Raw genomic sequence first — 18481 nt, 5'->3', positions numbered from 1 at the left:
CCTCCGGCGGGTGGCGGTGGATCAGGAGCCGGTCGCGGGCGCGTCGCCGGGGCCGGTCGGGCCGCCGTGCGCGGGTCCGTATCCATGGGACTCGCCGTAGCCGAGATCCTCGGGGACCATGGGGTCCGCCGGGCTCGACGGGGCGGTCGAGGCGGGGCTCCGCGCGTCGTTCGTGACGAGCTCGTAAATGCCGCGCTCGAGCTCCACCTCGTCGAGGGCCGAGCCGCAGGCCCGGCAGGGCGTGGCCGCCGTCGACACGAAGACGTACCGGCGGCCACAGGCTTTGCATCGGAGCTCGCGGATCATCGCTGCTCACCCGGTTCAGTTGGGTTGACCTCGCCGCGCCGCTTCCTCGGCTTCGCGTAGCTCGTCGCCCTCGGGTCCATCGAGCGCACGGGCGGCCTCCTCGGCGTGCTCCTTGATCTTGCCGGCCTTCACCGACTTCTCCACACCTTCCCGGTAACGCCGATCGGCCGTGCGGTTGCCCTCTCCCTCGATGTCCGCCGGCGGGGTCTGTTGAGTGGCCTTCTGATTCGCCATCATGTCCTCCTCGTGTCGAGCTTTGCTGGGCCCAGGCGAGCTTGCATCAAACGCGCCGCTTCACCGCCTGGATCGCGCGATCCAGCTCTTCCACGCGCTGGTAGACGCCTTGCTTCACCCGGTCGAGGGTCTCGCCGCTCGCCGCGTCGAGGTCGCGCAGGCTCCTGCGGACCGCCTCCGACTTGTCCTCCACGTCCTTCATCAGCCTGCCGACCTCGTCCTTGGGCAGCTTCTTCTCGGCCTTCTCGCGGAGCTCGACGGCATCCTTCTCGAGGTCCTCGATCCTGCGCGACGTGGACGCGCGCACGTCCGCGCGCGCCTTCGCCAGCTCCGCCTCGGCCTCTGCGGTCTTCTCCTGGGCCTCGGCGGCGGCGTTGTTGAGCTTCTCCGCGGCCTCGCGGAGCGCGTCGTCGGTGGCCCGCTCGGCCTTCTGGTCGATCTCGGCGACCTTCTTGTCGAGCTCGGTGGCGACCTCCGCCGCCTTCTGCTGCGCCTCGCGCTGCGCGCGCTCGGCCTTGGTTTGCGCGTCCGCCGTGGGAGACTCGCAGCCCACAACGGCGCTCATGACGATGGCGATAGGCAGGAATGTTCGGACGGTCAACATGATGATCTCCTCTGGTCTGCGGTCGACGCGCGACCTTGCGTCCGGGCGAGCGCCCGGCGCGACACGGACGCCCTATCGACGCCGCCCGGGACGGGCCTCATGGCGCGATAGATGGGTCGATCCGCGGGCATTGCGACAGACGTGCCATGCGGAAGCATGGATACCGCTCGGCCTGGCGAGGCATGTCGCCCCGATCGTGGCCTCCGAGCACGTGCGATCCGCATGGCGTCAAGTCGGGGCGCGTCGGCCGAGCGCGAGGGAGACGACCGCCAGGACGAGGAAGATGACGAAGAGCAACTTCGCCACCGAAGCGGCGCTCGCCGCGAGGCCGCCGAAGCCGAGGATTGCAGCGATGATCGCCACGACGAAGAACGCGACACTCCAACTGAGCATGATAACCTCCTCATTGGGTGAATGACTGGGTGAATCACTGGGTGGATGAATGTTCCAGCGCTTCGATGCTGCGTTGTTGCAGCGATTGCAGCGGTTACGTCGTTGCGTCGTTGCGTCGTTGCAGCCGACGTGCCGCGACATCGCGAGTTCCCCGGATCCGCGGAGCGCCCGGGCGCCCCGGCGGCTCGCTGCAGATGCCGCCGCACGACACGGGCGGGCGGGGTAGCTGCGGCAAATTGCCTCACTCGTGACGTCGCGCACCGCGCATCATCTCGTTCATCGGCTGGCCGATCTCGGCACAACGCTTGCTCACGCCTGGGCTTGTGCTGGCGAGGTGGAAGTCAGGCTCAGCTCAAGGCCGGTGTCGGGATCGACGCCGACGGAGAGCCGGCCGCGGCTGTCTCAGGAGGGTGACGGCCGGCCGTCCGAGGCCGGATGAGCCGCACTGGCGGCAGTGCGCCTTGTGGCGGTCGGTCAGCTCTCCGAAGATACAGTGCTCGCCGATGCCACCCGCGCCGCCGATCGCCCACCGTCGCTCGCTGCTCGCTGCCCAGTCCCCCTGACGGCGACGTCTGCCGAGGTCGGGCTCCCGACGCGAACGCTCCGATATGACGATCCCGCTCTCCACGCTCATCAGGACCCGCCGCGAGGCCATCATCGAGCGGTTCGTGGGCGAGCTGCGCAAGCGAAGCGCCGCGGTGCGCAACATGCCGAAGCCGCTCATCATCAACTCGCTGCCGAGCTTCCTCGACGAGGTGGCCGCCAGCATGGAGCAACGCGCATCGACGGCCGGCAGCAAGGAGGCCGCGCGCGAGCACGGCGAGATGCGCTGGGAGCACGGGCTCGACCTGGGCGTGATGGTCCGCGAGTACGGCGTCCTCCGGCAATCCATCCTCCGCGAGCTGGAGGAGACGGGGGGCACGCCGGATCTGCGGGAGATCGAGGCGCTCTGCGAGCGCGTGGACGCGGGCATCGCCCAGGCGGTAACCGAGCACACCCGACTCCAGCTGGAGGCGATCGAGACCGAGCGCAGGCGCACCGAGATCGAGCGAGGGAGGAGCGGCTCGCTGCTCTCGCAGGCGCCCGCGCCGATCTGCTTCCTCAAGGGCGAGGCGCTCGTGTTCGAGCTCGCGAACCCGCTCTTCTGCCGCATGGTCGGCCGCGACGATCTCCTCGGCAAGCCGCTCGTCGAGGCGGTCCCGGAGCTGCGCGGGCAGCCGCTGCACGGGCAGCTCGAGGCCGTCCTGACGAGCGGCGAGCCGAGCGTGGCGAGCGAGATCCCGGTGCGGATCACGCGCTGGACCGGCGAGACGGTCGAGCGGCTGTACAACGTCCTGTGCAAGCCGGTGCGCGACGTGGGCGGCGCCGTGGAGGGCGTCATGCTGACGGCGTTCGACGTGACCGAGCAGATCGGCGCGCGCCGGAAGGCGGAGCGGCTCGCGCTCGAGCTCCAGCAGAGCGTGGCCCAGCGCCTGCGCGCGGAGCAGGCGCTCCGCGTGAACGAGGAGCGCTTCCGCAAGGCGCTCCGGGGGTCGCCGGTCATGGTGTTCACCCAGGACCGGGACCTGCGCTACACGTGGATGCACAACTCGTTCGGCAAGTCCGAGCGCGAGGTGCTCGGGAAGACCGACGGGGAGGTGCTGGAGGACCCGGAGGCCGCGAGGTCGCTCGATCGGACGAAGCGCGACGTGCTCGCCAGCGGCGTCGGCCAGCGGCGCGAGATCGCGGTGCGCGCCGGCGGGCGCACCCAGCACATCGACGTCTCGATCGAGCCGCTGGCCGATGACACGGGCGAGATCATCGGCATCACCTGCACGGCGACGGACATCACGGAGCGGAAGTCGATCGAGCAGGCGCTGCGGGCGAGCGAGGCGAGGTTCCGCACCGTGCAGGAGGCGTCGCCCGACGGGTTCATGATGCTGCGCAGCGTGCGCGACGCGTCCGGGGCGATCTCCGACTTCGAGTGGGTCTACGTGAACCCGGCCACGGGGCCGATCGTCGGGGGCCGGGGCAAGGATCTGGAGGGCAAGCGGCTCTTGATCGAGGTCCCTGGCAGCGCGCTCGCGAGCGCGTTCGACGCGTACGCGCGCGTCGTGGAGACCGGGGAGCCCGCGCGGGTCGAGCTCTTCTGCGCGCACGAGGGCGCTCCGCGGACGTTCCGCGCCATCGCCGTGGCGCTGGGCGACGGCGTCGGCCTCTCGTTCCACGACATCACGGAGGAGAAGCGCACCGACGCCGAGCGCGCCCAGCTCCTCCAGCAGGAGCAGCGCGCGCGCCAGCACGCCGAGCAGCTGAACCGGCTCAAGGACGAGTTCCTCGCGACGGTGTCGCACGAGCTCAGGACGCCGCTCCAGTCGATCCTGGGCTGGGCGCGGATCCTCCGGACGGGCGAGGTGGACGCCGAGTCGCTCGAGCGGGGGCTCGCCACGATCGAGCGCAACGCGAAGGCGCAGTCGCAGCTCATCGAGGACGTCCTCGACGCCTCGACGATCCTCGCGGGGAAGCTGCAGCTCCGGACCGATCCGGTCGACGTGCGGCAGGTGCTCGCCACGGCGCTCGACCTGGTGCGCCCGGCGGCGCTGGCGAAGGGCGTCGCGGTCGACACCTCCGTCGCCGACGACGTGGGCATCTTCCTCGGCGACGCGGAGAGGCTCCAGCAGGTCGTCTGGAACCTGCTCACGAACGCGGTGAAGTTCACGCCGTCCGGGGGCCGGGTGCGGGCCCTCGCCCGGCGCGTCGAGGCGACGCTCGAGGTCGAGGTCGAGGACAACGGCGAGGGCATCCCGAAGAGCTTCCTGCCCTTCCTGTTCGAGCGGTTCCGGCAGGCGGACGGGGGGATGACCCGGGCCCACGGCGGGCTCGGGCTCGGCCTCGCCATCGTGCGTCACCTGGCGGAGGCGCAGGGCGGCAGCGTGCACGCCGAGAGCGACGGAGAGGGCAAGGGCGCGCGCTTCCGGGTCCGGCTGCCGATCCGCGCCGATGCGCCCGCGGCGCCGCCGTCCCCGCAGCGCCGGGGCGGCGAGGCGCCGGGGGGCGCCGCGCGGCGCGTGCTCGAGGGCATCCGGGTCCTCGTGGTCGACGACGAGACCGACGCCCGCGAACTGCTCGGCATCATCTTCGTGCGCGCCGGGGCGACCGTGAGCGAAGCGGCCTCAGCTGGCGCGGCGCTCGAGGCCCTCCACATGGGCGAGTTCGACGTGCTCGTGAGCGACATCGGCATGCCGGGTGAGGACGGTTACGCGATGATGCGGCGGCTGCGCGCCCTGGGGACCGACGTCCCCGCGAGCGGCATACCGGCGCTCGCGCTCACCGCATACACGCGCATGGAGGACCGCCGCCAGGCGATCGCCGCGGGCTTCCAGATGCACCTGGCCAAGCCCATCGAGCCGAACAGCCTGGTGACCGCCGTCGCGCACCTCGTCGGCCGCGCGGGCAAGCCTGGTAGCTGGCCGTAGCGCCGTAGCCCCTGCGCGCGGCCTGCGGTTGATGCTATCAACGAGCCTCCGCTTTGCCCCTCCACGAGGACGAGGATGGACGGTAAATTCCTGAATATTATCCTGGTCGAGGACGACACCGTCGACGTGATGAACGTCCGGAGGGCGTTCGAGAGGGGCAAGATCACGAACCCGCTCTGGGTGGCGGGCGACGGCGTGGAGGGGCTCGATCTGCTGCGCGGCAACCAGGTGCCCAGGGATCGGCGCCTCGTCCTGCTCGACCTGAACATGCCCAGGATGAACGGCATCGAGTTCCTCCGCGAGCTCCGGGCCGACGTCTCGCTGCGGGCGACGCCCGTCGTCGTGCTGACGACCTCGAACGACGATCGGGACAAGGTGGACGCGTACGATCTGAACGTCGCCGGCTACCTGCTCAAGCCCGTGACGTTCCTGAGCTTCGTCGAGCTCATGACGGCGCTGAACCGGTACTGGACGCTCGTGGAGATGCCTTGAGCCCGAGGTCGGTGCGCCTCCTCGTCGTCGACGACGACACGGTCGATCGGATCGCGATCTTGCGTGCGCTGCGGAGCGGCCGCGTCGACGCCGAGATCAGGGAGGCCGATTCCGTCGATTCGGCGCTCGCGGTGCTGTACGAGCAGCAGGTCGACTGCGTGCTGCTCGACTATTACCTCCCCGGGGGCGACGGGCTCGCGGTGATCGAGGCGGCGCGCAAGGCGAAGCTCACGGCGCCGTTCATCATGCTGACCGGGCAGGGCGACGAGTCGCTCGCGGTCGATCTGATGAAGCGGGGCGCGGCGGACTACGTGCCGAAGAACCTGCTGACGCCCGAGCGGCTGGTGCAGAGCCTGCGCCACGTCCTGCGGCTGAGCGAGGTGGAGCGCCGCGAGGAGGAGGCGCGCAGGGCGCTCGCCCGCCACGCGAGCCAGCTCGCGCAGCTCACCGAGGCGACGCTGCGCATCCACCGGTCGCTCTCGCTGAACGAGCTGATCCAGCGCACCACCGACGAGGCGCGCGCGCTGCTCGACGCGGGCGTCGCGGCCTCGCGGCTGGCGGCGCGGGGCGTGGAGGAGCGGCCTTTGACGGGCATCTCGCTGTCCGAGGAGTACGCCGCGCGGGAGGACCGGGACGGCATCCGCGAGGTCGCGTTCGGCCTGATCGAGCGCAGGAGCACCAGCGTCCGGCTGACGGGCGACGAGATCGCGAGCGATCCGACGTGCGCCGACGTGCTCTCGCGCGCGCCGGCGGAGCTCCACCCGCGCTCGCTCCTCGCGGCGCCGCTGCGCGGCCGGGACGGCCAGTGCATCGGGAGCATCCAGCTGCTCGATCGGCGCGACGGCCCCTTCGTGGAGAGCGACGAGGTGCTGCTCACCCAGCTCGCGCAGTCGGCGTCCGTCGCCCTGGAGAACGCGCGGCTCTACAACGAGGCGCAGGCCGCGACGCGCGCCCGGGACGACCTCCTGGCGATCGTGTCGCACGATCTCCGGAACCCGCTCAACACGATCGCGATCACGGCGTCGCTGCTGCGGAGCGATCTGCTCCAGCGGGAGGACGGCGACGACGACGACGCCGTCCAGCTCGTCGACCGCATGGACCGCGGCATCCAGAGCATGACGCGGCTCATCGAGGATCTGCTCGACGCCTCGCGCATCGAGGCGGGGCGGCTCGTTGTGTCGCCGAGGGTGGAGCGGGGCGGGACGCTCGTCCGCGAGGCGATCGACGCCGCAGCGTCGCTCGCGGAGGCGAAGGGCTGCCGGGTGACGCAGGGGCCGCTCGACGCGGGCCTGGAGGTCCTCGCCGACCGGGATCGCGTGCTCCAGGTCTTCTCGAACCTGCTCGGCAACGCGCTGAAGTTCACGCCGCGGGGCGGCGTCGTGAGCGTGTCGCTCTGCCGGGTCGCCGACAGCGCGCGCTTCTCGGTGGCCGATACGGGCCCGGGCATCCCGCCCGAGCACCAGCCGCACCTCTTCGATCGCTACTGGAAGGCCTCGCAGGAGTCGCGCACCGGGGCGGGGCTGGGCCTCTACATCGCGCGCGGCATCGTCGAGGCGCACCACGGGACCATGGCGGTCGAGAGCGCCCCGGGCCAGGGGACGACGATCCACTTCTCGCTGCCCCTGGCGAGCTGATTCCCCCCACCCTGCCGGAACGATGGAACCGCCAAGGCGCCAAAAGACGCCAAGAGAAAAAACTCAATAATATTGGCGTCTTATGGCGCCTTGGCGGTTCCAAAGCTCCTCCTTCAGTCGACGGGCGGTGAGCTCCCTCGGCCGATCCCGGGGAGGAAGCGGCCGACCTTCGCGCAGTAGGCCGCGTAGGCGCCGCCGTGGGTGCGCAGGAGGTACGGCTCCTCGACGAGGCGGACCTGGAGCTCGATCGCGACGACCAGCGCGACGAGCGAGGCGAGCGCGGCCGCGTTCGGGAGGATCAGCAGCAGCCCGAGCGCGGCCAGCATCATGAAGCTGAAGACAGGGTTCCGCACCACCGCGAACGGGCCTCCGGTCACGAGGCCCGTGCGCTCCGCGTCGCTGACGCCGATGCGCCAGGACGCGCCCATCGCGCCCTGGGACCAGAGCGTGCCGAGCGTCCCCGCGATCGTCATGGCCGCGCCGAGGCCGACGAGGGGCGGGCCGGGATCGGCGAGGGGCCCGATCCAGGCCGCGAGCTCCGCGACGGGGGCCAGCGCTCCCAGGACGAGCGCGATCACGAAGAGCACGCCGCCGAGCCACGGCAGCGACCCGGGTGGCCCCGAGATGCCGCGGAAGCCCGCCGATCCTGTCGCGCGGAGCTGCCTGAGCGAGCGCCATCCGAACACGAGCGCAAGGTAGATCCCGTAGAGAACGAGGGCGAGCCAGGGTCGGTTCATGTCGAGCTCTCCTGTCGATGGGTCAGCCGGTAGAGGACCGGCAGGACGAGCAGCGTGAGCGTCGTGGACGAGAGGATCCCGCCGATGACGACCGTCGCGAGCGGGCGCTGCACCTCGGAGCCGGTGCCGGTGGCGAGCGCCATCGGGACGAAGCCGAGCGCCGCGACGAGCGCCGTCATGAGCACGGGGCGGAGCCGCGCGATCGAGCCGTGGAGCACGGCGTCGTCGAGCGCCTCGCCGCGCTGCCGCAGGTTCTCGATGAACGTCACCATCACGAGCCCGTTCAGCACGGCGACGCCCGAGAGCGCGATGAAGCCCACGGCCGCCGAGATCGAGAGCGGGAGCCCGCGGCCCCAGAGCGCGAGGACGCCGCCGGTGAGCGCGAGCGGGACGCCGGTGAAGATCAGCGCCGCGTTCCTGAGCGTCCCCACGGAGAGGAAGAGCAGGCCGAAGATCAGCCCGAGCGCCCCAGGGACCACCACGGCGAGGCGCCGCTGGGCGGCGAGCATGTTCTCGAACTGGCCGCCCCAGGACATCCAGTAGCCCGGCGGGAGCTTGATCTCGGCGTCGATCCGCGCCTCGGCGTCGGCGACGAAGCCGCCGAGGTCGCGCCCGCGCACGTTGCACTGGACGACGACGCGGCGCTTGCCGCTCTCCCGGCTGACCTGGTTCGGGCCCTCCTCCACGCCGATCTTCGCCACTGCGCCGAGCGGCACGAACGCCGCCCGCTCGGGCGCGCCGGCCGCCGCAGCGATGGTCGGGCCGCTCGGTCCGGTCGCGTGGCCCCCCTTGCTCCGGAGCGGGATCGGGAGCCGATCGAGCGCCCCGATGTCGCGGCGGATGGAGTCGGGCAGCCGGAGCACCAGATCGAAGCGCTTGTCCCCCTCGAAGACCTCGCCGGCGCTCACGCCCCCGATCGCGGCCTCGACGACCGCCTGCACGTCGGCGACGTTGAGCCCGTAGCGGGCCACCATGCGCCGATCCACGTCGATGGTCAGCACCGGCAGGCCCGTGACCTGCTCCACCTTGACGTCGGCGGCGCCCGGCGTCGCCCCGAGGAGCGCGCCGATCCTGCTGGCCTCCTTGAGCATCACGTCGAGGTCGTCGCCGAAGACCTTGACCGCGACGTCGCTCCGCACGCCGCTGATGAGCTCATTGAACCGGAGCTCGATCGGCTGGCTGAACTCGTAGTTCTGCCCCGGCAGCTCGTGGATCACCGCCTCGATCGCCTCGGCGAGCTCCTCCTGCGTCTTCGCCTTCTTCCACGCGCTCCGCGGCCGCAGCATCAGGTAGGTGTCGGAGACGTTCGGGCCCATCGGATCGGTCGCGACCTCGGCCGTCCCGGTCCTGGCGAAGACGTGCTCGATCTCGTCCGGGAACCGCTCCCTGAGGAGGCGCTCGAGCTGCGCCTGCATGGCCACGCTCGTCGTGAGGCTGATCGACGGGATGCGCGCCGGCTGGAGCGCGAGCGCCCCCTCGCTCAGCTTGGGGGCGAACTCGCTGCCGAGCCCCGCGGCGACCAGGCCGGAGGCGGCGAGGGCGACGCCCGCGATCGCGACCACGATCGGCCTGTGGGACAGCGCCCAGGCGAGCGCGCTCCCGTAGGCGCGCTTCGCGTGGTGAAAGAGGAGGTTCTCCTTCTCCGACACGTTGCCCTTGAGGAGCAGCGCCACGAGCGCCGGGATGAACGTCATCGACAGGATCGTCGCCCCCGCGAGCGCCAGGACGACGGTCTGCGCCATCGGCCGGAACATCTTCCCCTCGATGCCGGTCAGCGTGAGGATGGGCAGGTAGACGATCGCGATGATGAGCTCACCGAAGATCGTCGCCTGGCGGACCTCCTGGGACGCCTCGTAGGCGAGGTCGAGCCGCTCTTCGCGGGTGAGCACCCGCCCGAGCCGGCGCTGCTCCTCGGCGAAGCGCCGCACGCAGTTCTCGACGATGATCACCGAGCCGTCGACGATGAGCCCGAAGTCGATGGCGCCGAGGCTCATCAGGTTGCCGCTGATCTTGCTCTCGACCATCCCGGTGACGGCGATCAGCATCGAGAACGGGATCGCGAGCGCGGCGATGAGCGCGGCCCGGAGGTTGCCGAGCAGGAGGAAGAGCACCACGACGACCAGCGCCGCCCCTTCGAGAAGGCTGTTCCTGACGGTGCTCAGGGTGGCGTCGACGAGGTAGGTGCGGTCGTAGACGGTCTTGACCGTCACGCCCGCGGGCAGCGACTTGTTGACCGCCTTGATCTGATCGTCCACCCGCCTGGAGACGGCGCGGCCGTTCTCCCCGACGAGCATGATGGCCGTGCCGATGACCGCTTCTTCTCCGTCCTCGGTGGCCGCCCCCGTGCGGAGCTCCTGGCCGACGCTGACCTCGGCGACGTCCTCGATCCGGATCGGCGCCTCGCGGTGGTTGCCGACGACGATGCCCCGGATGTCGTCCTCGCTCTGCACGAGGCCCGTGGCGCGGACGAGGTACTGCTCGCCCTTGTGCTCGATGTACCCTCCGCCCGCGTTGGCGTTGTTGCCCGCGAGGGCCTCGAGCACGTCGCGGAACGAGAGCCCGTAGCCGACGAGCTTCGCCGGATCGGGCGAGACCTGGTACAGCCGCTCGTGGCCGCCGATCGAGTTGACCTCCGTCACCCCCGGCACGGTCCGGACCTGGGGCCGCACGATCCAGTCCTGGATCGTGCGTAGATCGGTGAGGTCGTACGGCTTGCCGTCGGGCCGCCTGGCGTCCGGCGCGGCCTCGAGGGTCCACATGTAGATCTCGCCGAGGCCGGTCGCGATGGGGCCCAGCTGCGGCTCGCCGAGCCCTGGCGGCAGGCTCTCCTTCGCGGCGCCCAGGCGCTCGGCCACGAGCTGCCTCGCCAAGTAGATGTCGGTGCCGTCCTCGAAGATCACCGTCACCTGGGAGAGCCCGTAACGGGACAGCGAGCGCACCTGCTGGACGCCCGGGATCCCGCCCATGGCCCACTCGATGGGGAAGGTGATCTGGCGCTCGACCTCCACGGGAGAGAGCGCCTTCACCGACGTGTTGATCTGCACCTGGACGTTGGTGATGTCCGGGACCGCGTCGATCGGCAGGCGGGTGAAGTTGTAGGCCCCGAGCGCGCCGACCGCGAGGGTGATGGCGACGACGAGGAAGCGATGGCGGATCGAGACGGACAGGAGCCGCGAGAGCAAGGTGAGCATGGGGTCCTCGCGCTCCTCAGTGCTGGTGTCCGGCCTCGGATTTGCCGAGCTCCGCCTTGAGGATGAAGCTGTTCTTGCCGACGTAGCGCTCGCCTGCGGCGACGCCGGCCTCGATCTCGACGACCGGCGCGCCGCGCCGCGGTTCGGCGGCGGGGGCGCCGGGTGGCCCGCCCCCGCTCGTGCCACGGCGCCCGATCTTCACGGGGCGGGCCTCGAAGGCGTCGCCCTCCTCGACGAAGACGACGTCCTTGCCCTCGACCCGCTGGATGGCCTCGTCGGAGACGACAACGGGCGCGGCCGCCTCCTCGACGGCGATGTCGGCGGTCGCGAAGAGCCCGGGGCGCCACGCGGCGCCCGGGCTCTGGAGGACGACGCGGGCCACGGCGGAGCGGCTCTGCTCGTCGACGACCTGCCCCAGGTACGCCAGCGTGCCCCGCGCGCTCTGCTCGATCCCCTCGGCCTTGACCCAGGCCGTCTGGCCGATCCGCGCGCGGCTGAGGTCCTTGGCGTAGACGGTGACGTTGACCCAGATGGTCGACAGGTCGGCGATCACGAAGACCTGGGTGTCTTCCTTGAGCACCTCGCCGATGGCGATGTGCTTCTCGATGATGGTGCCGTCGATGGGGGCGACCAGCGCGTAACCGGTGCCCTTGCCCGCGCCCGAGCCTGCGGCGGCGCTGAGCTTCTGGGCCGCGCTGCGGTGCTCGATCCGCGCCTCGGCGACCGCCTGCCTGGCCGCGAGGTACTCCTTCTCGGCCGAGATGCGCTCCTTCCAGAGCGCCTCGTGGCGCGTGAAGCTCGCCTCGGCGAGGGAGAGGCGCTCCTTGGCCGCCAGGAGCTCGCGCTGGAGCTCGGCGAGCTCGCGGCTGTCGAGCACGGCGAGCACCTCTCCTCGCGTGACCGTGTCGCCCAGCTGCTTCTTCACCTCCCGCGCCGTCCCCGGCACGCGGGGCGTGACGTGCGCGATGGCCTCCGCGTTGAGCGCGACCTCGCCGGGGAGGGTGACCGTCACCGCGACGTTGCCCGGTCCGGCGGTGAGCATCTCCAGCCCGGCGTTCTGGATCATCGCGGGCGACAGCTTGAGCCTGTCGCCGTGGGCGTGCGCTTCCCCGGGCTCGTCCGGCGCGTGCTTCTCCGCGCGGTCGTTGTCGTGGTCGTGGTCGTGATCGCCGTCGTGGCCATCGCCGTGCGCTCCCTCCTTCTCGCCGTGCTGATGCCCGTCGTGCTCCTCATGGCCGGCCTCGCGGTCGTGCCCGTGGCGTCGATGCTCGACGCGCACCGTGATGGCGACGGCCGCGACGACGAGCGCCAGGACGGCGGCGGCGATCGCGGCGATCACCTTCGGGGAAAGCTCCATCTTTCGCGGAGGAGCGCTCATCGGGGCGCCCTCCCCGCGGCGACCAGGAGCTCGATCTTGGCCGCCGCGTGCGCGTGCTCCGCCTCCAGCAGCGCCGCCTCGGCGTCGATGACCTCACGCCGCACCAGGAGGACGCTCGCGAGATCCTTCTCGCCGAGCTCGTACCCTCGCGCCGAGATCGCAGCCGCCTGTTCCATCAGGGTGGCCGTCGGTGTCAGCGCCTGGAGGGCCTCTTTCGTCGCCTTGTAACGCGCGTAGAGCTGGGCGATGTGGCCCGCGGCGCCGGTCCGCGCGGCCTCGGCGCGGGCCTGGGCGACGTCGATCTCCGCGGCGGCGGTCGCGGCGCCGGCGCGGTTGGCGTTGAGGATCGGCAGCGGGATCGCGAGGCCGAGCATGCCGATGTTCGCGCCGTCGTCGCGCTCGACCTGGGCGACGACGTTGACGGTGGGCCACCCGGCCGCCCGCTCGCGCTCCGCCCTGGCCCGCGCGGCGTCGACCGAAGCCTCGGCGGCCCCGACATCGGGGCGCCGCCCCAGGTCGCCGAGGATCGACGCGAGCGGCGGCGGATCGTCGGGCGGCACGAGGGGCCCCTCCACCGGGGGCAGCTGCTGCGCTGCTCGCAAGGGGAGGCCGAGCAGGCCGAGGAGCGCCGCCTCGTCGGCGTCGCGTGTGCCTTCCGCCGCCTTCGCGGCAGCCTGGTCGCGCCCTCTCTGGAGCGACGCCAGGGCGACATCGACCTCCGGCACCTCGCCTGCCTTGCGCTGGCGCTCCGCGGCGGCGTGGAGCCGCTCTGCGAGCGCGACGCGGGCGCGGGCGAGCTGCACCTGCCGCTCGCCCCGGAGCACGAGGGCGTGCTGGAGCAGGGCGGCGAGCAGGACGCGACGCCGGCCGTCCTCGGCGTTGATCTCGGCGGCGCGCTGCTCGGCCTTCGCGGCTGCGATGCGCTCGCCTCGCTGGCCGCCGAGCTCGATCGGCCACGCGAGGGACGCCGAAGCGGCCACCGGCTTGCTCCCGTCGGGGTTGAGCCGAACGCCGCCCATGCCGGTCAGCACGGGGTTCTCCAGGGAGAGCGCGCCTGCGGCCGAGGTCGCGGCGCGGGCGACGCCGGCCTCCGCCGTGGCCACGCGCGCGCTCGGGGCTGCGCGGGCGAGGTCGGCGACGCGGGCGCGGGTGAGGGGCGGCTCTGCGGCGAGGGCCGCCGGGGGCGCGATCGACAGGAGGTGCAGGGCGAGCGAGGAAGCGACGAACAGACGACGCACAGGGGGACGGAACATGGACGGACAGCCCTCGAGCGCTTGGAGCGCTCGCGCGAAGAACCGCGGTTGTGCCCGGTCAGGATCGCGTGAGAGGGCCGAGCTCACGGCGGCGCGGCGCAGGGGCGCTCAAACGCCTGTGCGCTGCTGCCGTGCTCGCGGGTGCGACACCTGACGAGGGCGCCTCAGGCGCGCGGGCGTCGGGGTGGCCGTTCGAGGCGGTGAGGGAGGCTGCGCCCTGGCATTTCCGGCAGCGTCGACGCGGCGATCTCGTACGCCTCCAGGAGGATGTAGGGCAGCGCGGCGCCGACGGACAGCGTCATGGGGATACGGCCACAAGCGCAGTCGCTGCAGCTGGGCGGACAGTCCTCGTGGGAGCTGTCCGGCGCCGCGTCCTCCTCGTGATGGGCCGACGACGCCTCGAGCATCGGGTGCTCGCAAGCGATCGTCATGCCGAGCGCCTGGAGGGTGTGGCCCTGCGCCAGGAGACCGACAACGAGCAGCACCGGGAGCGCGGCGCGGATCCAGCGAAGGAGCGCGCTGCGGTCACGATGGGATCGCCGGACGCGGAACATCCGATGCGAGCGTGGGGGAGGACCAGACGGGCGTCAAGGAAGGCGTTCGGTCGAGCCCGACCAGGCCGCTCGGCGACCGATGCAAGCCTGTGTACGCCGTCGACGCGCGCCCGAACGGAGGATTGAGCAGGAATGCGCACGACACGGTCATCGCGGCACCCCGGACTCCACGCTGGAACATGCTGAGTGGACCCTCCACGAACAGCATGGGTCCGCCTTCAAAGCCCCCCTGCCGCGGACACCTCGCGCGCACACCCCGATGGATCGATTGGCGTGGACGCCAGTGCGATGGGCACATGAACCATCGTCCGTACCGCGCGAGTCTGCGAGGATCACCTGGACCTGACGGCCAGCGAGGAGCCTCGGGGGCAACCGCCGAAACGACACGTCGGCCAACCGCTCGGAGGAGCCCTGAGGGCTCCCAGGCGCGCTCTCCTGTGCATCCCCGGCGCGAGCTCGTGTGACATCCGCCCCGAACAGGCGGTCTGTCGCACGCCCCTCCCCGGAGCGCCACTCTCCACGCGGTATGTGCTGCCCGCATGCATCGCCCTGCGTCCAGCTGGGCGCAGACGAGCGCTCAGCGGTGCCAGGGCAAGCCGTCGAGACCCAGACGCGTGCTCCGAAACCGGGCGGCCCCGTCAAGACACAAGGGCAGCGTCACCGGCACCGCACACGAGCCGAGGGAATGCGCTCAGGCGGGTGTGCACAAGGAGTGGAGAACGAGGCGTCGAGAGAGAGACAGGGAGTGCGAAGGGGGGGACTTGAACCCCCACGGTGTTACCCGCTAGCACCTCAAGCTAGTGCGTCTGCCAATTCCGCCACCTTCGCGAGTGCGGTTGCGGGACGGAACCTACCCAGCTGGCCGGGGAAGTCAAGCTAATCCTCACAACGTCGTCACACGTCGCAGCGCCCGCGCTGGTCAGCCCGGCGCGGCGGCCTCGCGGCCTCGACCGATCGCCGGCTGTCACGGCTTCGCGCGCACGATGCGGTGCGCACGCCAGAGGAGCACGCCCGCAGGCACGGAGCGCCGCGCGCACCTCGCCCGCGGGCCCTTCAGCGGACGAGCGCCTCGACGATCTCGCGGATCTCGAACGGCTTGCGCACCCAGGAGACGCCGGAGTTCGCGGGGAGAGGATCGGCGCCGGCGCTGCCGGACATGACAACGAGCCGCACGTCCGGGTTGGCCCTGCGCACGGCGGAGACGGTGCCGAGGACGTCCTGCTGGATCGGCGAGATGTCGAGCAGCGCAGCCTGGAACGGCCCGGAGGCGAGGGCCCCCGGGAGCTCGACCGCGCTCTGCACACTGACGATGCTCGCGCCGCGCGCGGTGAGCGCCGTGTCGAGCAGATCCACCACCGCGTCGTCGTCCTCGACCACCAGGATCCTGACGCCGTCGAGGATCGTCCCGTGCTGCGGCGGCGACGTCGTGGTCCGGGGCACAGGCGGCTTTTCCTTGGCTCCTGGTTCGCCGGGCGGGGCGTCGGCGGGCGGCGTGTCCTCGACGGGCCAGCGCAGCTCGAAGCGAGCGCCCTCCTCCGAAGGCACGAGCGCGAGCGCGCCGCCGGCAGCGCTCGCCAGCGCTGCGGAGTGGCGGAGACCGATGCCCGCTCCGCCAGGCCGCGTCGAGACGCCGGAGCTCAGCAGCGTCGCTCGGCGCGACGGCGGAACGCCGGGCCCCTGGTCCGCGACGCCGATGACGACCGCGGCGCCCTCCAGCCTGGCATCGACACGGACGGACGAGCCGCGGGGCGACAGCGCCACGGCGTTGAGCAGGAGGTTCGTCAAGATCTGCACGACCGCAGCGCCGTTGCTCACGCCGGTGCGCGCGACCGTGGGCTCGATCACCGCGCGGAGCGCGATCGCCGAGCGGCGCGCCTCGGGCTCGAGCCCCATCACGGCGTCGTCGATGACGTCGGCGATCAGGCGCGCCGGCTCCCCCAGCGGCCTCGACGCGACCTCGCCGTCGCCGGCCGGACGCCCCTCGGCGCCGATGGCCCGCCGGATCAGGCGGCGAGCGTCGCGCGCGCGGGACGCGGCGACGCCGAGCGCGCGGCCCAGCTCAGGGCCTTGCTCGCCCTGCGCGCGCTCGATGCAACCCACGATGACCGTGAGCGCGTTGGAGACCTCGTGCAGCGCGATCGCGAGCTCCTGCGCAGACGGAAGCGAGGTCCCGGTCGCACGCTCCTCGTCGGCGCGCTGGCCCAGGTCGCCGCGCGGAGGAGGCGCGAGGGTCAGGCCATCCTCGGTTGAAGGCTCCGATGTCCCACCGCGCGTCGGCTGCGCCACGGGCGTTAGCCTATCTCGCTCCGCGCTGGGCTGGTACCGCCCTTTTTCGCTCCGACTTCACCGGGACATCGATGGGGGGAGCGGCAGTACATAGGAGCCATCGGCCGCCGACCGGGTCTCGCCGATCTGGATGCCCCTCGTCTCCTGCGCTGTCGCGCCCTGGACCGGCAGCCAGGCCACGACCGTGGCGTCGCCGAGCCGGGCGCCCGACGCGTCGCGGGCGACGCCCTGGAGCACGGCCGGGAACGAGATGGCGAGCTCGAGGTCGGTGACCGCGGCGTCCATCGCAGAGACCGTTAGGCGCGGCCTGACGAGCCACGGGTAGGTGGAGCCGGGTGCCGGGCGGACCGAGAAGTCGAACTCCCCTGGGTCGATGCCGATCGAGAACGCGCCGTCACGGAGGACCCCGGACGCCTGCCGGGGCAGCAGCGGCCCGGGCGTCAGCACCTGGCCGATGTAGGGCGTGATCTGACCGCGGGCAGGGACCGCGAACACGCTGGCGCCGTCCATCAACTCGCCCATGGGCCCCTGGACGCGGCCGCGCAGCGTCCCGGCCTCGGGGATGACGACCGACTGGCCGCAGTAGCAGTCGTCGCCGGCGGCGAACTTGAGCGCCTGCTTGACGGCCGCCTTGGTGGTGTCGTTGAGCGGCTGCGCGAAGAGGACGTACTCGCCTGGCGGGAGATCGGCACGGAAGAGGCCGTTCGCGTCCGTCTCGGTGTCCAGCTTGTAGGCGGCGGTGGGCGCCCTGTCGATGATGGCGCTCTGGATACGGACGGCGGAGAGCACCGGGTTGCCGTTCACGTCGAGCGTCTGACCTTCCACGCGGCGCGCCGCCGCGTCGAGCTGGAGGAGCGACAGGTCCAGGTTCCCCGTGGAGCCCTGGAGCGCGAGCGCAGCGAGCTCCCAGTAGACCGTGGGCCTCGGCACTCCGTCCTTCGGACGCAGCCGGATGAGCGGGCTCCTGTCCTTGTCGGTCCAGTAGAACTTCACGCTGAACCCGACCTGCGTTGCGGTCGCCTGCGGGTCGGGCTCGGCCTGTTCGAGGAGGCCTACCTGGGAGAGGGCGCTGCCGGTCACCGGGTCGACGAGATCGAGCTTCCACCCGTCGACGCGCACGCCCTCGGGCACCTGCAAGCTGCCCTGGAGCACGGCGGGCGCCTCGGCGTTGATGCCGAGCGTCCACTGCTCGGGGACCACCTGGTTCGGCAGGAAGATCGGCGGGGGGATGTCGTCGAGGCAATCGGCGCGCGCCTGCGGCATCAACGAGATGTGGTAGTCGCCTGCGGGGATAGAGAGCTGGAATCTCTGGCCGTCGATGCCGTCCGGCTCCGAGAGCGTCGAGTAGCTCTGGGTGGGCAGGCCCAGGATCGGCGCGATGCGCCGGAACTCGACCTTCACGGGGAACTGCCCGCCGGTCAGGGGAGGCAGCCCGCCGGTGCGGTTCTCGCAGTAGGAGCCGCCGAGGCGCACCGTGGCCTTCACGCTCGCGGGCATGGGGATCGTGAGATCGACGGAATGCACCTGCCCGCCAGGGTCCTGAGGAGGGAAGCCGCTCGCTGCATCGACGGCGAGGAGATGGGAGACCTCCGCGCCCAGCTCGGGCGAGGCGCGAGGCCGGATCTCGAGGATGAGCCCGTCGAGGTTCGCGCTCGTCGAGACGCACGCGCGTTGCCCGCTGACATCGGCGCAGGTCGCCCCCGGGCCGCACTCGACCGACCCGTCGCAGGCGTTCATGGGGGCGGACTCCGCCATTTCGAGGGGAATGCCGCAGGCCACCGAGGTCGCCAGGCTGGCGAGCAGCGCGGCGCACACGACGTGTCGCGCGCTCACCGCGCCCTCCTCGCCAGGGACGCAGCGCGCGCAGCGCGGAGCAGAGAACGCCCCCGTGGCGGTGTGGCGGGAGAGCGCCGCGGCTCCGCGGAGACGCCGGCGACCGGTGGCCGCCGAGCTGATGAGAGCGA

14 protein-coding genes and 1 tRNA gene are annotated in these 18481 nt (G+C 71.8%); 3 read left to right on the top strand and 12 right to left on the bottom strand.

All coding sequences use genetic code 11. The annotated features are described in order from the left end of the window. Positions 1-21: 21 nt before the first annotated feature. The 4 genes from WME97_RS46840 to WME97_RS46825 form a co-directional block, all read right to left on the bottom strand. Positions 22-306 carry a hypothetical protein gene (locus tag WME97_RS46840; protein ID WP_437547584.1) on the bottom strand — a complete coding sequence of 95 codons (285 nt, stop codon included), beginning with the start codon at positions 304-306 and terminating at the stop codon, positions 22-24. Between the two features lie 15 nt (positions 307-321). Next, entirely contained in the window at positions 322-543 is a 222-nt protein-coding gene (locus tag WME97_RS46835) for a hypothetical protein (RefSeq protein ID WP_437547583.1), read from the bottom strand. 43 nt (positions 544-586) lie between these two features. Continuing rightward, positions 587-1144, bottom strand: a complete 558-nt coding sequence (locus WME97_RS46830; RefSeq protein ID WP_437547582.1) for a hypothetical protein — start codon at positions 1142-1144, stop codon at positions 587-589. A 228-nt stretch (positions 1145-1372) separates the two neighbouring features. Continuing rightward, positions 1373-1537 carry a DUF1328 domain-containing protein gene (locus WME97_RS46825; protein ID WP_012241326.1) on the bottom strand — a complete coding sequence of 55 codons (165 nt, stop codon included), beginning with the start codon at positions 1535-1537 and terminating at the stop codon, positions 1373-1375. 608 nt (positions 1538-2145) lie between these two features. Here WME97_RS46825 and WME97_RS46820 point away from each other — a divergent pair. From WME97_RS46820 to WME97_RS46810, 3 genes are all read left to right on the top strand, one after another. Further along, the gene (locus WME97_RS46820) at positions 2146-4992 is read left to right on the top strand and encodes a PAS domain-containing hybrid sensor histidine kinase/response regulator (RefSeq protein ID WP_437547581.1); all 2847 of its coding nucleotides are present in this window, start codon (positions 2146-2148) and stop codon (positions 4990-4992) included. Between the two features lie 75 nt (positions 4993-5067). Continuing rightward, on the top strand, positions 5068-5484 hold the full coding sequence (locus WME97_RS46815; protein ID WP_437547580.1) for a response regulator: 417 nt from the start codon (positions 5068-5070) through the stop codon (positions 5482-5484). Continuing rightward, positions 5481-7118 carry an ATP-binding protein gene (locus WME97_RS46810; protein ID WP_437547579.1) on the top strand — a complete coding sequence of 546 codons (1638 nt, stop codon included), beginning with the start codon at positions 5481-5483 and terminating at the stop codon, positions 7116-7118. Before WME97_RS46815 ends, WME97_RS46810 begins: the two co-directional genes overlap by 4 nt. 113 nt (positions 7119-7231) lie before the next feature. Here WME97_RS46810 and WME97_RS46805 read toward each other — a convergent pair whose 3' ends face one another. From WME97_RS46805 to WME97_RS46770, 8 genes are all read right to left on the bottom strand, one after another. Then, on the bottom strand, positions 7232-7855 hold the full coding sequence (locus WME97_RS46805) for a methyltransferase (RefSeq protein ID WP_437547578.1): 624 nt from the start codon (positions 7853-7855) through the stop codon (positions 7232-7234). Continuing rightward, positions 7852-11046, bottom strand: coding sequence for an efflux RND transporter permease subunit (locus WME97_RS46800; RefSeq protein ID WP_437547577.1), 3195 nt, complete (start codon positions 11044-11046; stop codon positions 7852-7854). Before WME97_RS46800 ends, WME97_RS46805 begins: the two co-directional genes overlap by 4 nt. Positions 11047-11062: 16 nt before the next feature. Beyond that, positions 11063-12424, bottom strand: coding sequence for an efflux RND transporter periplasmic adaptor subunit (locus tag WME97_RS46795; protein WP_437547576.1), 1362 nt, complete (start codon positions 12422-12424; stop codon positions 11063-11065). After that, positions 12421-13677 carry a TolC family protein gene (locus WME97_RS46790; RefSeq protein WP_437547575.1) on the bottom strand — a complete coding sequence of 419 codons (1257 nt, stop codon included), beginning with the start codon at positions 13675-13677 and terminating at the stop codon, positions 12421-12423. The genes WME97_RS46795 and WME97_RS46790 overlap by 4 nt, the downstream gene beginning before the upstream one ends. A gap of 164 nt (positions 13678-13841) precedes the next feature. Continuing rightward, positions 13842-14231 (bottom strand): hypothetical protein, encoded by a 390-nt coding sequence (locus WME97_RS46785; protein WP_437547574.1) that lies wholly within the window; start codon positions 14229-14231, stop codon positions 13842-13844. Between the two features lie 746 nt (positions 14232-14977). Beyond that, a tRNA-Leu gene (locus WME97_RS46780) sits at positions 14978-15059 on the bottom strand. Between the two features lie 225 nt (positions 15060-15284). Then, positions 15285-16517: an ATP-binding protein gene (locus WME97_RS46775; RefSeq protein WP_437547573.1), complete on the bottom strand. Its 1233-nt coding sequence runs from the start codon at positions 16515-16517 to the stop codon at positions 15285-15287. Positions 16518-16574: 57 nt separating this feature from the next. Beyond that, positions 16575-18350 carry a carboxypeptidase-like regulatory domain-containing protein gene (locus WME97_RS46770; protein ID WP_437547572.1) on the bottom strand — a complete coding sequence of 592 codons (1776 nt, stop codon included), beginning with the start codon at positions 18348-18350 and terminating at the stop codon, positions 16575-16577. Between the last annotated feature and the right edge of the window lie 131 nt (positions 18351-18481).

The sequence above is a fragment of the Sorangium sp. So ce367 genome (assembly GCF_051520455.1).
GTDB lineage: Bacteria > Myxococcota_A > Polyangia > Polyangiales > Polyangiaceae > Sorangium > Sorangium cellulosum_B.
The sequence above is the reverse complement of the archived record's forward strand: the minus strand, read 5'-3'. Positions and strand labels throughout refer to the sequence as shown.